The following is an 18,312-nucleotide window of genomic DNA, read 5'->3' as shown; positions in this document are numbered from 1 at the left end:
GTCACTCGCCTACCTTGGACAGGGAGCGGCGGGCCGCCTCGGCGACCGCCTCCGGGGTGAAACCGAACTTCTCGAACAGGGTCGCGGCCGGGGCCGAGGCGCCGTAGTGCTCCAGGCTCACCGACTCGCCGTCGTCGCCGACCAGGTCCCGCCACGACATGGCGATACCGGCCTCGACACTGACACGGGCCTTCACGGCGGCGGGGAGCACGGACTCCCGATACCCCGCGTCCTGCGCGCGGAACCACTCCTGGCACGGCATCGACACGACGCGCGTGGGCACGTCCTCGTCCTCCAGCAGTTCCTGCGCCTTCAGGCAGATGGAGACCTCGGAGCCGGTGCCGATCAGGATCACCTGCGGGGTGCCGGTGGAGGCCTCCTCCAGGATGTAGCCGCCCTTCTCGAAACCGGTGATCTTCGCCGGGTCGAGCGTGGGCACGTTCTGGCGGGTCAGCGCCAGCGCGGTGGGCCGGTCGGTGTGCGTGAGCGCCATCCGCCAGGCGTGCGCGGTCTCGTTGGCGTCGGCGGGGCGCACCACGTCCAGGCCGGGGATGGCCCGCAGCGCGGTGATCTGCTCCACCGGCTGGTGGGTCGGGCCGTCCTCGCCCAGACCGATCGAGTCGTGCGTCCAGACGTACGTCACCGGCAGCTTCATCAGCGCGGCCAGGCGCACCGGCGGGCGCATGTAGTCGGAGAAGACCAGGAACGTGCCGCCGTACACGCGGGTGCCGCCGTGCAGCACGATGCCGTTCATGATCGAGCCCATGCCGTGCTCGCGGATGCCGAAGTGCAGCGTGCGGCCGTACTCGTCGCCCGGGAACTCCTTGGTGGCGAACTCGGCCGGGACGAACGACGGCTCGCCCTTCATCGTGGTGTTGTTGCTCTCGGCCAGGTCGGCCGAACCGCCCCACAGCTCCGGCAGCACCGGCGCGAGCGCGTTGAGCACCTGACCGGACGCGGCGCGGGTGGCCAGGCCCTTCGGGTCGTGCGGGAAGCTCGGCAGCGCCTTCTCCCAGCCGTCGGGCAGGGTGCGGGTGCGCATCCGGTCGAACAGCGCCAGCCGCTCCGGGTTGGCCTTGGCCCAGTCGTGGAAAGCCGTCTCCCACTGCTCGTGCAGCTGGCGGCCCCGCTCGGCGGCCGCGCGGGTGTGCTCGATCACCTGCTCCTCGACCGGGAACGCCACGGCCGGGTCGAAGCCGAGCAGTTCCTTGACCGCGGCGGCCTCGTTCGGGCCGACCGCCGAGCCGTGGATCTTGCCGGTGTTCTGCTTGGTCGGCGCGGGCCAGCCGATGATGGTGCGCAGCGCGATGAAGCTGGGCTTGTCGGTGACCGCCTTGGCGCGCTGGATCGCCGCCCACAGCGCCGGGACGTCCTCGTGGTAGCCGGTGTTGCCGCCGGTCCAGTCGACCTTCTCGACGTGCCAGCCGTACGCCTCGTAGCGCTTGCAGACGTCCTCGGACTTCGCGATGAGGGTGTTGTCCTCGATCGAGATCTCGTTGTCGTCGTAGAAGACGATGAGGTTGTCGAGCTTCTGGTGGCCCGCGATCGAGGAGACCTCGTGGGTCACGCCCTCCTCGATGTCGCCGTCCGAGCAGATCACGAAGATGTGGTGGTCGAACGGGCTGGTGCCGGGAGCGGCGTCCGGGTCGAACAGGCCGCGCTCGCGGCGCGCCGCCATCGCCATGCCGACGGCGTTGCCCAGGCCCTGGCCCAGCGGGCCGGTGGTGGTCTCCACGCCGCGGGTGTGCCCGTGCTCCGGGTGACCCGGGGTCAGCGAGCCCCACTGGCGCAGCGCCTGCAGGTCCGACAGCTCCAGGCCGTAGCCGGCCAGGTAGAGCTGCACGTACTGGGTGAGGGAGGAATGGCCGGCGGAGAGCACGAAGCGGTCGCGGCCGGTCCAGTCCGGATCGTTGGGGTCGAGCCGCATGGCCCGCTGGAACAGCAGATAAGCCAGGGGGGCCAGGCTCATCGCGGTGCCCGGGTGGCCGTTGCCGGCCTTCTCGACGGCGTCCATGGCCAGAACGCGGGCGGTGTCCACCGCGCGGCGGTCGATGTCAGACCAGATCAACTGCTCGGTCACAGCTGTGCTACTCCTAGCGACTCGTTTCCGTCGCGCCAGGCCGTGGAAGTATCGCCACGCCCAGGGGCTCCGGCAGGTATGAAGCATCATCGTCCGGGCGGCCACGGTGTCGCCAGGCGTCGGTGTTGACCCTACTCATACCGCGCACAGCGCATGTGTGAACCCGTCCATTCCGGGTGTGGCGGAGCGCTCGCAGGGGTTGACCAGCGTTGCCGTACCCTGTTGCGGGTGAGCACGCTCGCCGCAGAGTCGCCTGAGGCGGCCACCGTAGATCTCCCGTCCCCCCGCACCGCCGTGATCCCGGTCCAGCCGGGGGCGGCAGCCCGTGCCGTGCAGCTGCAGCAGCGCAAGGCCAGATGGGCGATGGTGGGCGCATACGTGTCGCTCACCAAGCCGCGCATCGTCGAGCTGCTGCTGGTCACCACGATCCCGGCGATGATGCTGGCCGCCGAGGGGCTGCCCTCGATCTGGCTGATGCTCGTCGTACTGGTCGGCGGCTCGTTCGCGGCCGGTGGGGCCAGCGCGATCAACTGCTACATCGACCGCGACATCGACCCGCTGATGGGCCGCACCTCGCGCCGCCCGCTGGCGACCCACAAGATCTCGCCCAAGAACGCGCTGGTGTTCGGCCTCACGCTCGCGGTCACCTCGACCCTGCTGATGGCGGCGTTCACCAACTGGCTGGCCACCGCGCTGACCGTGGCCGCGATCGTCTACTACGACGTGATCTACACCGCCTGGCTCAAGCGCACCACGCAGTACAACACCTTCTGGGGTGGCGTGTGCGGGGCGATGCCGGTGCTCATCGGCTGGGCCGCTGTGACGAACTCGCTGGCCCCGGCCGCCTGGCTGCTGTTCGGCGTCGTCTTCTTCTGGCAGATGCCGCACTTCTACGCGCTGGCCATCCGGTTCAAGGACGACTACGCCAAGGCCGGCATCCCGATGCTGACGGTGGTGGCGACCCCGCGTCGCGTCGCGCTCGAATCCGTGGTCTACTCCTGGCTCACGGTGGCCGTGTCGCTGGCGGTGTGGCCGCTGGGCATGTCGTCGGTGTACGGCCTGCCCGCGCTGATCTGCGGCGGCTTCTTCATCCTGGAGGCCCACGGCCTGTACAGCCGGACGGTCAAGGGTGAGGACGTCAAGCCGATGCGGCTGTTCCACTGGTCCACGGCGTACCTCACGATCGTGTTCGTGGCCGCCGCGGTCGACGTATTCATCTGAGCGGTTCTTACCTGTTTCGGCCGGACACGCCCTTTTTCTGAACCGGGTGTCGGCCAGCTGACTGAAAAGTGTCCGTTCTGAGACGCATTGACGATGCTATTTCCGGGCGAACCTGGACAGTGGATCTCTAAACACAGGGTTGCGATCACGTAACAGGAATCACAAAAGGCCCTCACCATCCCTCCACGGGACACCCGTTCTGCTTATCGTGCTTGGTATGGCAGAAGGTTCAGATACGACGACGACCATCGTCCACCCCGCCGCCAACCTCGTGGCGGTCCTGCGCGCTTTCGCGAGCGAGCACGGGGGAGCGAAGGGAGTCGTCGAGTACGTCGGACGGCGCGGTGCGCGCATCGTGCTGGTGGGCAATGACGGAGCATGGGGCCGACCAGATGGCTCCCAGCACCGACGCGGCCCGGGCCGCCTGCGAGAAGGCCGGCATCACCGTGGAGAACGAGTGGGAGCGCGAGCTGATCGAGCTCATGCGCCCCACGAACGACCTCTGGCGCAGCATGTCCAAGCGAGTCCTGTCGCGCTGAGGTTTTTTCAGATCCCGCGTTATATTCGGATCTTGTGAGCACATCCCTTGACCACGCGACCCGGGCCCCGGCCCGGGTCGCCCTGGTTTCCGACGCCGGTTCCGCCCCTTCCGGAGGCCGTCCGCGCGTCGCGATCGTGACCTGCGCCGAGATCCCGCTGCTGGAGGAGGACGACCGGCTGGTGCTGCCCGCGCTGGCGGCCCTCGGCGTCGACGCGTCACCTGCGGTCTGGGACGACCCCGCCGTCGACTGGACCTCCTACGACCTGGTCGTGCTGCGCTCCCCGTGGGACTACGCCCAGCGCCACGATGCGTTCCTGGCCTGGGCGGCGACCGTGCCCCGCCTGGTCAACCCGGCCGCGACGGTCGCCTGGAACACCGACAAGCGCTACCTGGCCGAGCTGGCCGCCGCCGGGCTCCCGGTCACCCCGACCACGTTCCTGGCCCCCGGCGACCCGTGGACGGCCCCGACCACCCCCGGCGAGTACGTCATCAAGCCCGCGGTCAGCGCCGGCAGCCGCGACACGGGCCGCTACGGCCCCGCCGACGCCGAGCAGGCCCTCGCCCACGTACGCCGCCTCCAGGCCGCCGGGCGGATCACGATGGTCCAGCCGTACCTGCCCGCCGTGGACTCCTACGGTGAGACCGCGCTGCTGTTCTTCGCCGACCCGGACACCGGACGCCTGGCGTACAGCCACGCGATCCGCAAGGGCCCGATGCTCACCGGCCCCGACGAGGGCGTCGAGACGCTGTACAAGCCCGAGGAGATCACGCCCCGGTCGCCCACGTCGGCCGAGCGTGCCGTCGGAGAGGCGGTCGTGGCGACCCTGTCCGACGGCCTCGTCTACGCCCGCGTCGACCTCATCCCCGACGAGCGCGGCAACCCCCTGCTGGTCGAACTCGAACTCACCGAACCCTCGGTCTTCATGCTCCACGACGAAGGCGCGGCAACCCGCCTGGCCGCCGCCATCGCCTGGGCCCTCTAGCGCCGCTCTCCGTTATGTAGATCGCTGTTTCCGGCCAGAACCTCGGGTCCAACCCCGGGTTCTGACCTGAAACGGCGATCTTCGCCGTGCCACGGGCCGGGTGGTGCGGAACCGGGCCGGGTCAGGGGGTGCGGGAGAGGAAGTCGCGGAGGCCGGCGCCTGGGGGGTCGTCGGGGTGGGCGGCGAGGCCGCGTTCGGCCCAGGAGCGAGCGGCCGTGGGGTCGCCTATGTCGGCCAGGGCGCGGGCCAGGCGGCCGTACTGGGCGGCGTGTTTGAGGTCGCCGCCGATGACCTCGATCAGGGTGGCGGTGTCGCGCTCCCAGCGGGCCAGGCGCTCGACGGCGTCGCGGGCGCTCAGGTCACCGGGGTCGGCGGCCCAGCGGCGGCGTACGACGGCCCGGTAGTGGTCCAGGCCGCCGGGGCCGAGGGCGGGGCCGTACGCCCAGATGTCGACCGGGCACCAGCGGCCGGTGTCGAACTGCACGGTGACCAGCCAGTCGGCCAGCTCGACGGGGTCCGGGGCGGCCTGGCGGCAGGCCTCGGCGTGCACGGCCAGCAGGCGGTTGAGCAGGTTGTCCAGCGCGCCGGAGGCGTCGTCGGCGTGGTCGAGGGTGCTCAGCAGCAGCTCGACGGCGTGCGCGAGCGGTTCGCGGGCGACCGTGGCGCGGCCGGTGCGGACCAGGGTGGCCAGTTCCTCGGTCACCTGCGCGGCGCTCTCGGCGTGCCGCACGCTGGCCCAGTAGTCGAGTCCACCGGTGGTGGTGAAGGTGCGGGTCACCACGCCGGGGAGGGAGTCCTCCGGGTGGGCCTGCGGCGCGCGGCGCAGAGAGGTGGGCACCCCGCCATCATCGCTCTGCCGGGCGGTCTGTGAGGGGCTTGCGCGACTGGTTGACGACCGGATCGGAATCTGGCGGTTACCGGACGGTGACCAATGTCCGGTTCGTTTTGCCGCTGGTCAGGCTGGACGCGCTCCCATCGGCTGCGGGGGCGTCGTCGAATCCGGTGGCCCAGACCACGGCCAGGGTGGCGACCCACACCGCGCACGCCCCGGCCATGTGCGCGCCGACCAGCAGCGGCGGCAGGTGGGTGAAGTACTGCACGAAGCCGATGGCGCCCTGGGCCAGCAGCACCCCGAGCAGGATCGCCGATGCGCGGGCCATCGCGGAGCCGCCGACGGCGCGGGCGGCGAACCAGCAGGCGACGGCGAGGCCGAGCATGAGGAAGACGGCGTCCACGTGCAGCTGGGAGATCATCTCGGGGTTGAGGCCGGTGCGGTGGGCCTTGTCGTCCCCGGCGTGCGGGCCGCTGCCGGTGACCACCACGCCGATCACCACGACGGCCGCCGAGGCGGCGGTCAGCGCCCAGGTGAGCGGGCGCAGCCTGACGGCGGTGCCGGTGACCGCGGGGCGGTCCACGGTGCGCTGCCAGAGCAGGTAGGAGCCGCCGATCATCGCGGCGGACAGCAGGAAGTGCAGCCCCACCACGTACGGGTTGAGGTCGGTGAGCACGGTGATGCCGCCTACCACGCCCTGGCCGGGGATGCCGAGCGCGAGGATCACCGCGGGGCGGCGCAGCCGGGCGTGCCGCCACACGGCCAGCACGAGCGCGATGGCGATCGCCGACAGCACGAAGGTGAGCAGCCGGTTGCCGAACTCGATCGCCCCGTTGATCCCCATCGCCTCGGTCGCGGTGTACGAGTCCTCGGTGCACTTGGGCCAGGTGGGGCAGCCCAGGCCAGACCCGGTGAGCCGGACCGCGCCGCCGGTGACCACGATGCCGATGTTGCCGGCCAGCCCGGCCAGGGCCAGCCGGCGGCGGGTGACCGCGTCGGCGTCGAGCAGTCGCCGGGCGCCCGGCACCCGCTCCAGGAGCCGGGTTACCCGGGGGACGAATCCGGCCGCATGGGCGGTGTCGACATCACGCACGAACCGATGGTAGGCGCGCGTTCCGGACGCGCCGAGTTAGGGCAGCCTGGGTGTCACGGGTCACCCCGGGGGCGGTTTGCGCACGTCGAAGTAAATAAGTAACACTGGTGTAGTGAAAAAGGGTGCGGTGATCGTCGAGGCATCCGACCGCCGCCTGGCCCATCCGGCCACGCGAGGCCGGGTGATCGAACTGCTCGCCCAGGGCCCCGCGACCGCGGCGGCGCTGGGGGCCGAACTAGGCCTCAGTCCGGCGGGAGTGCGTCGTCACCTTGACGCGATGTTCGCCGAGGGCCTGGTCGCCGCCCGCGAGCAGGTGCTGCGCGGCCCCCGGGGCCGGGGACGGCCCGCCAAGATCTTCTCACTGACCGACAGTGCCCGCGACGGGCTGGGCCGCCACGCCTATGACGGCCTGGCCACGGCCGCGCTGCGCTGGATCGCCGAGCGCGGCGGCGAGCGCGAGGTGGCCGCCTTCGCGGCGGCGCAGATCTCGGTGCTGGAGCAGCGCTGCGAGGCCGCCGTACGCGACTCGGGTGACGATCCTCTCGCCCGTGCGGAGGCGCTCGCGGAGGCGCTGACCGCGCAGGGATACGCTGCGAGCGCGTCCACGATCGCCACCGGCGGGCAGCTGTGCCAGCACCACTGCCCCGTCGCGCACGTCGCCGCCGAGTTCCCGCAGCTGTGCGAGGCCGAGACCGAGGTGATCGGTCGCCTGGTCGGCACGCACGTGCAGCGGCTCGCGACGATCGCGCACGGCGACGGGGTGTGCACCACTCACATACCACCCAAACTGTTCCGTCCCGGAGCGCCGCCTGGTGGCGCGCCGGCTCCGGCGGGACGAACCGAGCTTCTTCAGATCCACGATGGCGTCACGATGAGGACGGACTCATGACCGAGCAGATCATCTCGACCGAGGACCAGCTCGCTGGCCTGGGCAAGTACGAGTACGGCTGGGCCGATTCGGACCTGGCCGGCGTCAACGCCCGGCGCGGGCTGAACGAGGCCGTGGTCCGCGACATCTCCAGCAAGAAGAGCGAATCCGACTGGATGCTCGACCTGCGGCTCAAGGGCCTGCGCCTGTTCGGCCGCAAGCCCATGCCGAACTGGGGCGCGGACCTGTCCGGCATCGACTTCGACAACATCAAGTACTTCGTGCGCTCGACCGAGAAGCAGGCGGCGAGCTGGGAAGACCTCCCCGAGGACATCAAGAACACGTACGACAAGCTCGGCATCCCCGAGGCGGAGAAGCAGCGCCTCGTGGCCGGTGTCGCCGCGCAGTACGAGTCCGAGGTCGTCTACCACGCGATCCGTGAGGACCTGGAGCAGCAGGGTGTGCTGTTCCTGGACACCGACACGGCGCTCAAGGAGCACCCGGAGCTGTTCAAGGAGTACTTCGGCACGGTCATCCCGGTGGGCGACAACAAGTTCGCCGCGCTGAACACCGCCGTGTGGTCGGGCGGCTCGTTCATCTACGTGCCGCCGGGCGTCAACGTGGAGATCCCGCTGCAGGCCTACTTCCGGATCAACACCGAGAACATGGGCCAGTTCGAGCGGACCCTGATCATCGTCGACGAGGGCGCGTACGTGCACTACGTCGAGGGCTGCACCGCGCCGATCTACTCGTCGGACTCGCTGCACAGCGCGGTCGTCGAGATCATCGTGAAGAAGAACGCGCGCTGCCGGTACACCACGATCCAGAACTGGTCGAACAACGTCTACAACCTGGTCACCAAGCGCGCCGTCTGCCACGAGGGCGCGACCATGGAGTGGGTCGACGGCAACATCGGTTCCAAGGTCACCATGAAGTACCCGGCCGTGTTCATGGTCGGCGAGCACGCCAAGGGCGAGGTGCTCTCGGTGGCGATGGCCGGTGAGGGCCAGCACCAGGACGCGGGCGCGAAGATGGTGCACGCGGCTCCGCACACCTCGTCGACGATCATCAGCAAGTCGATCGCCCGGGGCGGCGGCCGCACCTCGTACCGCGGCCTGGTCCAGGTCATGGAGGGCTCGCACCACAGCAAGAGCACGGTCAAGTGCGACGCGCTGCTGGTCGACACCATCTCCCGCTCGGACACCTACCCGTACGTCGACATCCGCGAGGACGACGTGTCGATGGGCCACGAGGCGACGGTCTCCAAGGTGAGCGACGACCAGTTGTTCTACCTGATGAGCCGGGGCCTGTCCGAGGACGAGGCCATGGCGATGATCGTGCGCGGTTTCATCGAGCCGATCGCCAAGGAGCTCCCCATGGAGTACGCCCTGGAACTGAACCGACTGATCGAACTGCAGATGGAAGGCGCCGTCGGCTGATGAGCACCGAAGTTATCGCACCGCCCAAGACCAAGTCCCAGGCGTTGCGCTCGTTCCACGTGGCCGACTTCCCGGCCCTGACCGGTCGCGAGGAGGAGTGGCGCTTCACGCCGCTCAAGCGCCTGCGCGGGCTGGTGGCCGGGGACGTCACGGCGGTGGCCGCGCCCAAGCACGAGCACGGCGAGCTGCCCGCGGGCGTCACCGTGTCGACGGTGTCGCGCTCGGACGCGCGCATCGGCGGGGTGCTCACCCCGTTCGACCGGATCAGCGCCTGGGCGTACGAGAACGCGGCCGACGCGCTGCTGGTCGACGTCGCCAAGGAGACCGTGCTGGCCGAGCCGGTCGTGCTGCGGCTGCACGGCCACGGCGCGGACGGCGCGGCGGCGGCCCACACCTACCTGGCCGTCGGCGCGTTCGCCGAGGCGACGGTGGTGCTGGAGCAGACCGGCAGCGTGACGCTGGCCGACAACGTGGAGATCGCGGTCGCCGACGGCGCGAAGCTGACCCTGGTCACGGTCGCCGACTGGGCCGCCGACGCGGTGCAGGCGCAGCACATCAAGGTGCAGCTGGGCCGCGACGCGAAGATCCTGCACGTGCAGGTGTCGCTCGGCGGTGACCTGGTGCGCCAGTTCACCAGCGTCGACTACACCGGCCGCGGCGGCGAGGCCGAGCTGTACGGCCTGTACTTCGCCGACGGCGCGCAGCACATCGAGCACCGCCTGCTGGTGGACCACTCGGTGCCGGACTGCCGCTCGTACGTGGGCTACCGCGGCGCGCTGCAGGGCGAGGGCGCGCACACGGTCTGGGTCGGCGACGTGCTGATCCAGGACCAGGCCACCGGCACCAGCACCTACGAGGTCAACCGCAACCTGCTGCTGTCCGACGGGGCGCGGGCCGACTCGGTGCCGAACCTGGAGATCGAGACCGGCGAGATCGTCGGCGCGGGCCACGCCTCGGCGACCGGCCGTTTCGACGACGAGCAGCTGTTCTACCTGATGGCCCGGGGCATCCCCGAGTCCGAGGCGCGCAAGCTCGTGGTCCGCGGGTTCTTCGCCGAGCTGCTCGGCAAGATCCCGGCCGAGGACCTGCGCGAGCGCCTCGGGGTGGCGATCGAGGCACGACTGGAGAAGGCGGGATCGTGACCGATTTCGTCAGGGCGTGTGCCGCCGACGACGTCGCCAAGGGCGCGGCGCTCGCGGTGGACCTCGCCGGCACCCCGGTCGTGGTGGTGCACACGGAGGACGACGGCTTCTATGCCGCGTACGACGAGTGCTCGCACGCCGCCGTGGCGCTGTCGGAGGGCGAGGTCGACGGCTGCACGCTGGAATGCTGGCTGCACGGCTCGCGTTTCGATCTTCGTACCGGTGCGCCGACCGGCCTGCCCGCCACCGAACCCGTACCCGTCTATCCCGTCGAAGTCCGTGACGGCGATGTCTACGTCAGCATGACGCCAAGCAATGGAGTGACCCGATGAGCAAGTTGGAGATCCGCGACCTTCAGGTGTCGGTGAAGCTGCCCGAGGGCGAGCTCAAGCCGATCCTGCACGGGGTCACGCTGACCGTGGAGTCGGGCCAGACGCACGCCATCATGGGCCCGAACGGGTCCGGCAAGTCGACCCTGGCCTACTCGATCGCCGGCCACCCGAAGTACGAGATCACCGGCGGCACGGTGACCCTGGACGGCCAGGACGTGCTGGCCATGACCGTGGACGAGCGCGCCCGCGCGGGCCTGTTCCTGGCCATGCAGTACCCGGTCGAGGTCCCCGGCGTGTCGGTGGCGAACTTCCTGCGCACCGCGAAGACCGCGATCGACGGCGAGGCCCCCAAGCTGCGCACCTGGGCCGGCGAGCTGAAGGGCTCGATGGAGAAGATGGGCATGGACCCCGCCTTCGCCCAGCGCAACGTGAACGAGGGCTTCTCCGGCGGTGAGAAGAAGCGGCACGAGATCGTGCAGCTGGAGCTGCTCAAGCCGAAGATCGCGATCCTCGACGAGACCGACTCCGGCCTGGACGTCGACGCGCTGCGGGTGGTCTCCGAGGGCGTGAACCGGGTCAAGGAGAACAATGACACCGGCGTGCTGCTGATCACCCACTACACCCGGATCCTGCGCTACATCAAGCCGGACTTCGTGCACGTCTTCGTCGCGGGCAAGATCGTCGAAGAGGGCGGCCCGGAGCTGGCCGACAAGCTCGAGGCCGAGGGTTACGAGCGTTACGCGGCCGGCGCCGGCACGGCTGCCGTGGCCGCCTGAGGGAGCTGAGCTGACGATGACCGCCCTGACCATCCCGGCCGGGATGCCGCAGTACGACGACAAGCCGCGCTTCGACGTGGAGCGCGTGCGCGCCGACTTCCCGATCCTGGGCCGGGAGGTCAACGGTCATCCGCTCGTCTACCTCGACAGCGGCAACACCTCGCAGAAGCCGCGCCAGGTCATCGACGCGGTGGCCCGGTACTACGCCGAGCACAACGCCAACGTGGCCCGGTCGGTGCACACGCTGGGCACCGAGTCGACCGAGGCGTACGAGGGCGCGCGGGCCAAGGTCGCCGCGTTCATCGGCGCGCCGAGCGTCGACGAGGTGGTGTTCACCAAGAACGCCACCGAAGCGCTGAACCTGGTCGCGCACGCCTTCGGGCCGCACGCCCAGGACCCGCGCTTCCGGCTCGGCCCCGGCGACGAGATCGTGATCTCGGAGATGGAGCACCACTCCAACATCGTGCCGTGGCAACTGCTCTGCGAGCGCACCGGCGCGACGCTGCGGTGGTTCGGCCTGACCGAGTCCGGCCGCCTCGACGAGACCAACCTCGACGAGCTGGTCAACGAGCGTACGAAGATCGTCTCGATCGTGCACATGTCGAACGTGCTCGGCACCGTCAACGCCACCGCGCGGATCACCGCGCGGGTGCGCGAGGTCGGCGCGCTGCTCATGCTCGACTGCTCGCAGTCGGTGCCGCACCTGCCGATGGACGTCGTCGACTACGACGCGGACTTCATCGCGTTCACCGGCCACAAGATGCTCGGCCCGACCGGCATCGGCGTGCTGTGGGGGCGGCTGGAGCTGCTGAACACCATGCCGCCGTTCCTGGGCGGCGGGTCGATGATCGAGACGGTGAAGATGACCGGCTCGACGTTCGCCCCGGCCCCGGCCCGGTTCGAGGCGGGCACCCCGCCGATCGCGCAGGCGGTCGGGCTGGGCGCCGCGATCGACTACCTGAACGCGGTCGGCATGGACGCGGTCGCCTGGCACGACAAGGAGCTGACGGCGTACGCGCTGGACGCCCTGGACACCGTGCCCGGCCTGCGCATCTACGGCCCGAAGGTGCCGGTCGGCCGGGGTGCGACCATCTCGTTCACGCTCGACGGGATCCACCCGCACGACGTGGGCCAGGTGCTCGACTCGCTCGGTGTGCAGGTGCGGGTCGGCCACCACTGCGCCAAGCCCATCTGCGACCGTTTCGCGGTGCCCGCGCTCACCCGGGCCTCGTTCTACCTCTACACGACGACCGACGAGGTCGACGCGCTCGTGCGCGGCCTGGATCAGGTGCGGAAGGTCTTCGCTTAGCCATGCAGCTCGACCAGCTCTACCAGGAGATAATCCTGGACCACTACAAGCGCCCGCAGGGGCGCGGGTTGCGCGAGCCGTTCGCGGCGGACGTGCACCACGTCAACCCGACCTGCGGCGACGAGATCACTCTCCGGGTCGCCCTGGACGGGGAGACCATCAGTGACATCTCGTACGACGGCCAGGGCTGCTCCATCAGCCAGGCGTCCGCGAGCGTGCTCTACGAGCTGTGCAACGGCCGCACGGTCGACGGCGCGCTCACCGTGCACGCCGCGTTCGTCGAGCTGATGGGCGGCAAGGGCCAGATCGAGCCCGACGAGGAGGTGCTGGGGGACGCGGTCGCGTTCGCCGGCGTCGCCAAATACCCCGCGCGGGTCAAATGCGCGCTGCTGTCCTGGATGGCGTTGAAGGACGCGGTGGCGCAGGCCGTCGCCCTCGAGAAGGAGGAAGTGTGATGAGCGAGACCGACACCGCTGTCGAGGCCGTACGGGCTGAGGCCGTGCCGGCTGAGGCCGCCGCGCCGCAGGCCGTGAAGAAGGCCGAGGTCGACGAGGTTCGCGAGGCCATGAAGGACGTCGTCGACCCAGAACTGGGCATCAACGTCGTCGACCTGGGCCTGGTCTACGGCGTGCACATCGACGACGAGAACGTGGCCACCCTCGACATGACGCTGACCTCGGCGGCCTGCCCGCTGACCGACGTCATCGAGGAGCAGACCCGCGCCGCGCTGACCACCGGTCCCGGTGGCGGCCTGGTCAACGACATGCGGATCAACTGGGTGTGGCTGCCGCCGTGGGGCCCGGACAAGATCTCCGACGACGGCCGCGACCAGCTCCGCTCGCTCGGCTTCAACGTCTGACTCGTACGTCCGCGAAGGGCGCCCACCCCACCCGGGGTGGGCGCCCTTCGCGCGATAATGCGGTTGATCGGCTCCCGTGCGGCGGAGGAGGCTCGCGGTCATGCATATCACCACCCTCGACCAGCGCCCTGACCTGGTCTCCGCCCTGTGGGACATGCCCACGGCGTGGCCGGAGTTCATGCGCCACGACCCGATCTCGAACCTCTACTACGGCCTGGCCGTCCAGGAATGGCCGGAGTTCATCCTGGTGGCCGAGGACCCCGACGAGCCCGGCAGGCTGCTCGCCAAGGGCCACAGCGTGCCCTTCCTGCTGCCCGAGGGTGACGAGCTGCCGGTCGACGGCTGGGACGGCGCGCTGCGCCGCGCCCTGCGTGGCCGGGTGGCGGGGGACAAGCCCAACATCGTCTCCGCGATCGAGATCGCGGTGCGCCCGGACCGGCAGGGCACCGGCCTGTCCGCGATCATGCTGGCCGCGATGCGCGACAACGCGGCCCGGCTGGGCTTCGCCGACCTGGTCGCGCCCGTGCGGCCCAACGGGGTGAAGGACCCCGAGGAGCCCATGACGGTGTACGCGTACCGCACGCGCCCCGACGGCCTGCCCGTGGACCCGTGGCTGCGGGTGCACGTACGCGCGGGCGGCGTCATCGAGAAGATCGCCCCGCGCTCGATGGTCATCCCCGGCACCTGCGCGGAGTGGCGGGACTGGACCGGGCTGCCGTTCGACGCCACCGGCCCGGTGCACGTGCCGACGGCTCTGACCCCTGTCCACGTCGACGTGGAGCACGACTGGGCCGTGTACGTCGAGCCCAACGTGTGGATCCGGCACCGCACCGGGGTCTGAGGCATCGACCGGAAAACAGGTCGCGGGCAGGGCGGCGGGGGCTGGAGAATGTTGCGCATGACGACCACCTGCCCGCGCCTCGCGCCCCTGTCCGCCTCGGCGGAAGGACGGCGTCGACAGCAGCGTGGGCCCGTGGCCGGAACGAGCCGCCCGCAGTCGTGACCGCCGCGCTCGTGGCGGGCGTGCTGGCGGGATACGGCGTCGCCGTGCCCGTCGGCGCGATCGCGCTACTGCTGATGAGCCTCACCGCCCGCACCTCGCTGCGGATCGGGGCCGCCGCCGCCCTGGGCGTGGCGGCCGCCGACGGGATCTACGCCCTGGTCGCCGTGCTCGGCGGGGCCGCCCTGGCCCGCTGGATCGAGCCGATCGCCACGCCGCTGCGCTGGATCGCCGTGGCCGTGCTGCTCTACCTCGCGGGTCACACCGCGTGGAGCGCGATCCGCCACTACCGCGACCCGGCCCGGGCCCGCGAGACGAACCTGCTGGACACCCCGGGCCGGGCCTTCCTGGCCCTGCTCGGGCTGACCCTGCTCAACCCGATGACCATCGTGTACTTCGGCGCGCTGGTCCTCGGCGGGCGGCAGGCGATGGACGGGCTGACCGGCCCCGAGGGCGCGGTGTTCGTGACCGCAGCCTTCCTCGCCTCGGCCAGCTGGCAGCTGACCGTCGCGGCGGGCGGGGCACTGGTCGGCCGGGTGCTCGCCACACCCCGTGGACGCCTGGTCACCGCCCTGGTGTCCAGCGTGGTGATCTCAGTCCTCGCGGTGGCGCTCGTCGTGGCAGAGTAAGCGCCATGCTGCCTACCCCCACCGCTCTGCTGCTCGACTTCGGCGGGGTGATCGTCGAATCCGGACGGTCACCCCAGCCCGAGGACGCCCCTTACCGGCACGCCGCACTCGTCCAGCGGGTACACCGGCTCACCGGGGGTGTGGTCGGCGAGGACGAGATCCGCCACGCGCTGGACGAGGCGAAGAAGACCAGGAACCGGATGCGGGAGAACACCGAGGAGTGCCTGGAGATCAGCCACGAGCAGCTCTGGGGGGAGCTCATCGCGGTCGAGTGGCCCGCGGTGGCACGGGCCACGGTGCTGGTGCACGCCAGCGACCTGACCAGGCAGTGGGCCCGGCGGCCGGACTGGCGGCTGCGGCCCGGCATCGCCGACCTGCTCGACTTCACCGTCGGCCAGGGAATGCAGGTCGGCGTGGTCAGCAACACGCCCTGCGGCCAGGCCCACCGGGAGGCCCTCGACGAGTTCGGGCTGACCGGCGCGATCGCGGTCCAGGTCTACAGCGACGAGCTGGGCGTGTACAAGCCGCACCCGAGCATGATCTGGGCCGCCGCACGCGACCTGGGCGTGGCGTCAGCCGACTGCTGGTACGTCGGTGACCAGCCGCACCGCGACGTCGTCTGCGCCCGGCGGGCCGGGGTCGGCGCGGCCATCCTCATGCCCGAGGGCGAGCCGCGCGAGGTCGGCGAGAACACCCCCGACGCGGTCGTCGCCGACGGCACCGAGCTGCTCGCCCTGCTCCGCCAGGCCCTGTAGGCGGATCCCGCTAGTGGTGGTGCTCCGCCGGGTGGCCGTGGCGCCGGGCCCGCCGCTCCGCCACGGCCTGCAGCAGGGGCATCAGGGCCAGTAGCGGCAGCGCGAAGTTGGCCAGGAAGATCGCGGCGACCAACGTCCCCACCATGGCACTGGTCGCGATCACGCCACGGCGCACCGACCGGTCCACGGCCTCGGCGTGGCCCGGCCGCTGCAGCGGCACCCGGTCGCGGATGCGCAGCGACAGCAGCAGCCCGCTGAGCGCGATGAAGACCAGGTTGGCCATGTACAGCAGGGTCGCGCCGCGGCCCTGGTTGACCTCGTACGTCAGCACCGCCGTGGGCACCGGCAGGAACACCACGCCCAGCAGCCACATTCTGTTGAGCAGCATGATGCCCTCGCCGACGTCGACCAGGTTGTCGAACACCCGCCGGTGCACCATCCAGAACAGCGACACCACCAGGAACGACATCACGAACGCGGCGAAGTCTCCGGCGTGCTCGCGCACCAGGTCGCGGACCGACTCGGTCTGCGCGTCGCGGGCAGTGTCGACCAGCGGCAGGACCAGCAGGGTCAGCGCGATGGCGACGACCCCGTCGGTGTACGCCGTCAGCCGGACCAGCGAGCGGGACTCCTGCACACCTCTGGTTACCACAACGGCGGCGGCCGCCTCAGGCGCTTGCCACCGACACCAGGCCACCTACCGCGTATTGGCCCGCGGTGATCGCCCGTGACCGGTGGAATACTGCCAATCATGGACAGTGTCGACCTCCCCCAGCTGTGGTCCGCCGAGCCCGGCTACCTCAACACGGCCAGCTTCGGGCTGCCCCCGAACCGGGCCTTCGACGCCCTGCAGGCGGCGCTGGCCGACTGGCGCGCGGGCCGCACCTCGTGGGAGGGGTGGGGCGCGTCGACCGAGCGGGCCCGGCAGTCGTACGCCCGGATCATCGGGGTCGACGCGGCCGACGTCGCGGTCGGCGCGCAGGTGTCGCAGCTGCTCGCGCCGGTCGCCGCGGCCGTGCCCGACGGGGCGACCGTGCTGGTCCCCGAGCTGGAGTTCACCTCGGCGGTGTTCCCGTGGGCGGTGCACGCCGACCGGGGCGTCACCGTGCGCACCGCGCCCGCCGACCGGCTCGCCGAGCGCATCGACGCGAGCGTCGACGTGGTGTCGTTCGGCCTGGTCCAGTCCTCGGACGGGGCGGTCGTCGACTACGCCGCGGTCGTGGCGGCGGCGCGCGCGGCCGGGGCCATGGTCGTCGTCGACGCGACGCAGGCCTGCGGCTGGCTGCCGTTCGACGGCTCGCTGGCCGACGTGGTGGTCACCGTCGCCTACAAGTGGCTGATGTCGCCGCGCGGCACGGGCTTCATCTACCTCAGCGAGGCCGTACGCGAGCGCACCCGGCCGCTGGCCGCCAACTGGTACGCGGGGGAGGACGTGCACGGCTCGTACTACGGCCTGCCGCTGCGGCTGGCCAAGGACGCCCGTGCCTTCGACATCTCGCCCGCCTGGCAGGCCTGGGTCGGCACCGCACCCGCGATGGAGCTCGTCGAGGAGATCGGCGTGGCCGCGATCAACGCGCACGACGTCGGCCTGGCCAACAGCTTCCTGGCCGGGCTGGGCCTGCCGCCGGGCGACAGCGCGATCGTCACCGTGGACGTGCCCGGCGCGGACGCCAAGCTGACCGCCGCGGGCATCCGCACCGCGGTGCGCAACGGCCGGATCCGGGCCTCGTTCCACGCGTACACCACCCAGGCCGATGTGGACGCCGCGCTGAACGCCCTGGCCGGCTGATGGTCGCCAAGCCCGCCGCGGGCGGGGGACGCTGGGCCGAGGTCGAACCCCGTCGGCTGCGCCGCTGGCTGGACGGCTTCTACTCGCGCCACGACGGCGCGCAGGAGGAGGGCCTGAAACTGGTCGCCGCCAACGGCGACACCGCCGAACTGGTCCCGCCGCCGGGTCTGGGCACGATCGCCGACGTCGACGCGCTACTGGAGGCGCTGGCCGTGCCCCGGCGGCTCGGGCTGCTGCTGGCCCGGCGCAACGCGGTCGCGGTCGGGGTCGCCGACGGCGACGAGCTGATCAGCTCCAAGGTGGACACGTTCTACGTGCAGGGGCGTACGGCCGCGGGCGGCTGGTCACAGCAGCGCTACGCCCGCCGCCGGGAGAACCAGGCCTCGGGCGCGGCCCGCGACGCCGCCGACATCGCCGCGCGCATCCTGCTGCCGTACGCCGACAGCATGGCCGCCCTGGTCTGCGGCGGCGACCGCGGCACCGTCGACGAGATCCTCACCGACCGCCGCCTGGCCCCCCTGCTCCCGCTCCGCCACGACCGCCTCCTCGACGTCCCCGAACCCCGCCACGCCATCCTCGTAGCCACCATCCCCACCGCCCACGCCATCCGCATCCACCTCATCCCCTAACCCCCACCCTCCACCCACCCTCCACCCGCCCCACC

At 71.0% G+C, this 18,312-nt stretch carries 19 protein-coding genes and 1 pseudogene; 16 read left to right on the top strand and 4 right to left on the bottom strand.

Annotation, left to right across the window (positions count from 1 at the left end):
• Position 1: 1 nt before the first annotated feature.
• Positions 2 to 2,014: a transketolase gene (tkt, locus tag HAV40_RS36670; RefSeq protein ID WP_239085802.1), complete on the bottom strand. Its 2,013-nt coding sequence runs from the start codon at positions 2,012 to 2,014 to the stop codon at positions 2 to 4.
• Positions 2,015 to 2,410: 396 nt separating this feature from the next.
• On the opposite strand from tkt, the gene HAV40_RS36665 reads away from it, so the two are divergent.
• The 3 genes and pseudogenes from HAV40_RS36665 (at position 2,411) to HAV40_RS36655 (ending at position 4,825) form a co-directional block, all read left to right on the top strand.
• A complete protein-coding gene (locus HAV40_RS36665; RefSeq protein ID WP_275413447.1) occupies positions 2,411 to 3,301 on the top strand; it encodes a heme o synthase in 891 nt (296 codons plus the stop codon).
• A gap of 217 nt (positions 3,302 to 3,518) precedes the next feature.
• Positions 3,519 to 3,840, top strand: a pseudogene (locus HAV40_RS36660) (hypothetical protein).
• 82 nt (positions 3,841 to 3,922) lie between these two features.
• Positions 3,923 to 4,825, top strand: a complete 903-nt coding sequence (locus HAV40_RS36655) for an ATP-grasp domain-containing protein (RefSeq protein ID WP_166388923.1) — start codon at positions 3,923 to 3,925, stop codon at positions 4,823 to 4,825.
• A 121-nt stretch (positions 4,826 to 4,946) separates the two neighbouring features.
• Here HAV40_RS36655 and HAV40_RS36650 read toward each other — a convergent pair whose 3' ends face one another.
• Positions 4,947 to 5,663: a hypothetical protein gene (locus HAV40_RS36650; protein WP_166388908.1), complete on the bottom strand. Its 717-nt coding sequence runs from the start codon at positions 5,661 to 5,663 to the stop codon at positions 4,947 to 4,949.
• A 76-nt stretch (positions 5,664 to 5,739) separates the two neighbouring features.
• Positions 5,740 to 6,666, bottom strand: coding sequence for a COX15/CtaA family protein (locus HAV40_RS36645; RefSeq protein WP_239085801.1), 927 nt, complete (start codon positions 6,664 to 6,666; stop codon positions 5,740 to 5,742).
• Positions 6,667 to 6,862: 196 nt separating this feature from the next.
• Here HAV40_RS36645 and HAV40_RS36640 point away from each other — a divergent pair, with 196 nt between their 5' ends.
• From HAV40_RS36640 to HAV40_RS36590, 11 genes are all read left to right on the top strand, one after another.
• A complete protein-coding gene (locus tag HAV40_RS36640; RefSeq protein ID WP_239085787.1) occupies positions 6,863 to 7,639 on the top strand; it encodes a helix-turn-helix transcriptional regulator in 777 nt (258 codons plus the stop codon).
• Positions 7,636 to 9,057: a Fe-S cluster assembly protein SufB gene (sufB, locus tag HAV40_RS36635; RefSeq protein ID WP_166388907.1), complete on the top strand. Its 1,422-nt coding sequence runs from the start codon at positions 7,636 to 7,638 to the stop codon at positions 9,055 to 9,057. Before HAV40_RS36640 ends, sufB begins: the two co-directional genes overlap by 4 nt.
• The gene (gene sufD / locus HAV40_RS36630; protein ID WP_166388906.1) at positions 9,057 to 10,199 is read left to right on the top strand and encodes a Fe-S cluster assembly protein SufD; all 1,143 of its coding nucleotides are present in this window, start codon (positions 9,057 to 9,059) and stop codon (positions 10,197 to 10,199) included. Before sufB ends, sufD begins: the two co-directional genes overlap by 1 nt.
• Positions 10,196 to 10,531: a non-heme iron oxygenase ferredoxin subunit gene (locus HAV40_RS36625; protein ID WP_166388905.1), complete on the top strand. Its 336-nt coding sequence runs from the start codon at positions 10,196 to 10,198 to the stop codon at positions 10,529 to 10,531. Before sufD ends, HAV40_RS36625 begins: the two co-directional genes overlap by 4 nt.
• Entirely contained in the window at positions 10,528 to 11,307 is a 780-nt protein-coding gene (gene sufC / locus HAV40_RS36620) for a Fe-S cluster assembly ATPase SufC (RefSeq protein ID WP_166388904.1), read from the top strand. The genes HAV40_RS36625 and sufC overlap by 4 nt, the downstream gene beginning before the upstream one ends.
• Positions 11,308 to 11,323: 16 nt before the next feature.
• Positions 11,324 to 12,616 carry a cysteine desulfurase gene (locus tag HAV40_RS36615; RefSeq protein ID WP_166388903.1) on the top strand — a complete coding sequence of 431 codons (1,293 nt, stop codon included), beginning with the start codon at positions 11,324 to 11,326 and terminating at the stop codon, positions 12,614 to 12,616.
• Positions 12,617 to 12,618: 2 nt separating this feature from the next.
• Positions 12,619 to 13,071: a Fe-S cluster assembly sulfur transfer protein SufU gene (gene sufU / locus HAV40_RS36610; protein ID WP_166388902.1), complete on the top strand. Its 453-nt coding sequence runs from the start codon at positions 12,619 to 12,621 to the stop codon at positions 13,069 to 13,071.
• Complete coding sequence (locus HAV40_RS36605) at positions 13,071 to 13,475, top strand: metal-sulfur cluster assembly factor (RefSeq protein WP_166388901.1); 405 nt, start codon at positions 13,071 to 13,073, stop codon at positions 13,473 to 13,475. Before sufU ends, HAV40_RS36605 begins: the two co-directional genes overlap by 1 nt.
• A 100-nt stretch (positions 13,476 to 13,575) precedes the next feature.
• Positions 13,576 to 14,316 carry an N-acetyltransferase gene (locus tag HAV40_RS36600; RefSeq protein WP_166388900.1) on the top strand — a complete coding sequence of 247 codons (741 nt, stop codon included), beginning with the start codon at positions 13,576 to 13,578 and terminating at the stop codon, positions 14,314 to 14,316.
• Positions 14,317 to 14,474: 158 nt separating this feature from the next.
• Positions 14,475 to 15,104, top strand: coding sequence for a LysE family transporter (locus HAV40_RS36595; protein ID WP_166388899.1), 630 nt, complete (start codon positions 14,475 to 14,477; stop codon positions 15,102 to 15,104).
• 5 nt (positions 15,105 to 15,109) lie between these two features.
• Positions 15,110 to 15,859 carry an HAD family hydrolase gene (locus HAV40_RS36590; RefSeq protein ID WP_166388898.1) on the top strand — a complete coding sequence of 250 codons (750 nt, stop codon included), beginning with the start codon at positions 15,110 to 15,112 and terminating at the stop codon, positions 15,857 to 15,859.
• Positions 15,860 to 15,869: 10 nt separating this feature from the next.
• Here the strand turns inward: HAV40_RS36590 and HAV40_RS36585 are convergent, their stop codons facing one another.
• On the bottom strand, positions 15,870 to 16,511 hold the full coding sequence (locus HAV40_RS36585) for a TMEM175 family protein (protein WP_166388897.1): 642 nt from the start codon (positions 16,509 to 16,511) through the stop codon (positions 15,870 to 15,872).
• A 99-nt stretch (positions 16,512 to 16,610) separates the two neighbouring features.
• Here HAV40_RS36585 and HAV40_RS36580 point away from each other — a divergent pair, with 99 nt between their 5' ends.
• Both HAV40_RS36580 and HAV40_RS36575 read left to right on the top strand, forming a co-directional pair.
• Positions 16,611 to 17,648 (top strand): aminotransferase class V-fold PLP-dependent enzyme, encoded by a 1,038-nt coding sequence (locus tag HAV40_RS36580; RefSeq protein ID WP_166388896.1) that lies wholly within the window; start codon positions 16,611 to 16,613, stop codon positions 17,646 to 17,648.
• Positions 17,645 to 18,277 (top strand): acVLRF1 family peptidyl-tRNA hydrolase, encoded by a 633-nt coding sequence (locus HAV40_RS36575; protein WP_275413446.1) that lies wholly within the window; start codon positions 17,645 to 17,647, stop codon positions 18,275 to 18,277. Before HAV40_RS36580 ends, HAV40_RS36575 begins: the two co-directional genes overlap by 4 nt.
• The last annotated feature ends 35 nt before the right edge of the window (positions 18,278 to 18,312 follow it).

The organism is Catellatospora methionotrophica (assembly GCF_011297335.1).
GTDB classification, from domain to species: domain Bacteria; phylum Actinomycetota; class Actinomycetes; order Mycobacteriales; family Micromonosporaceae; genus Catellatospora; species Catellatospora methionotrophica.
Note: the sequence above shows the minus strand (reverse complement) of the source record. Positions and strands in the feature narration are given on the sequence as shown.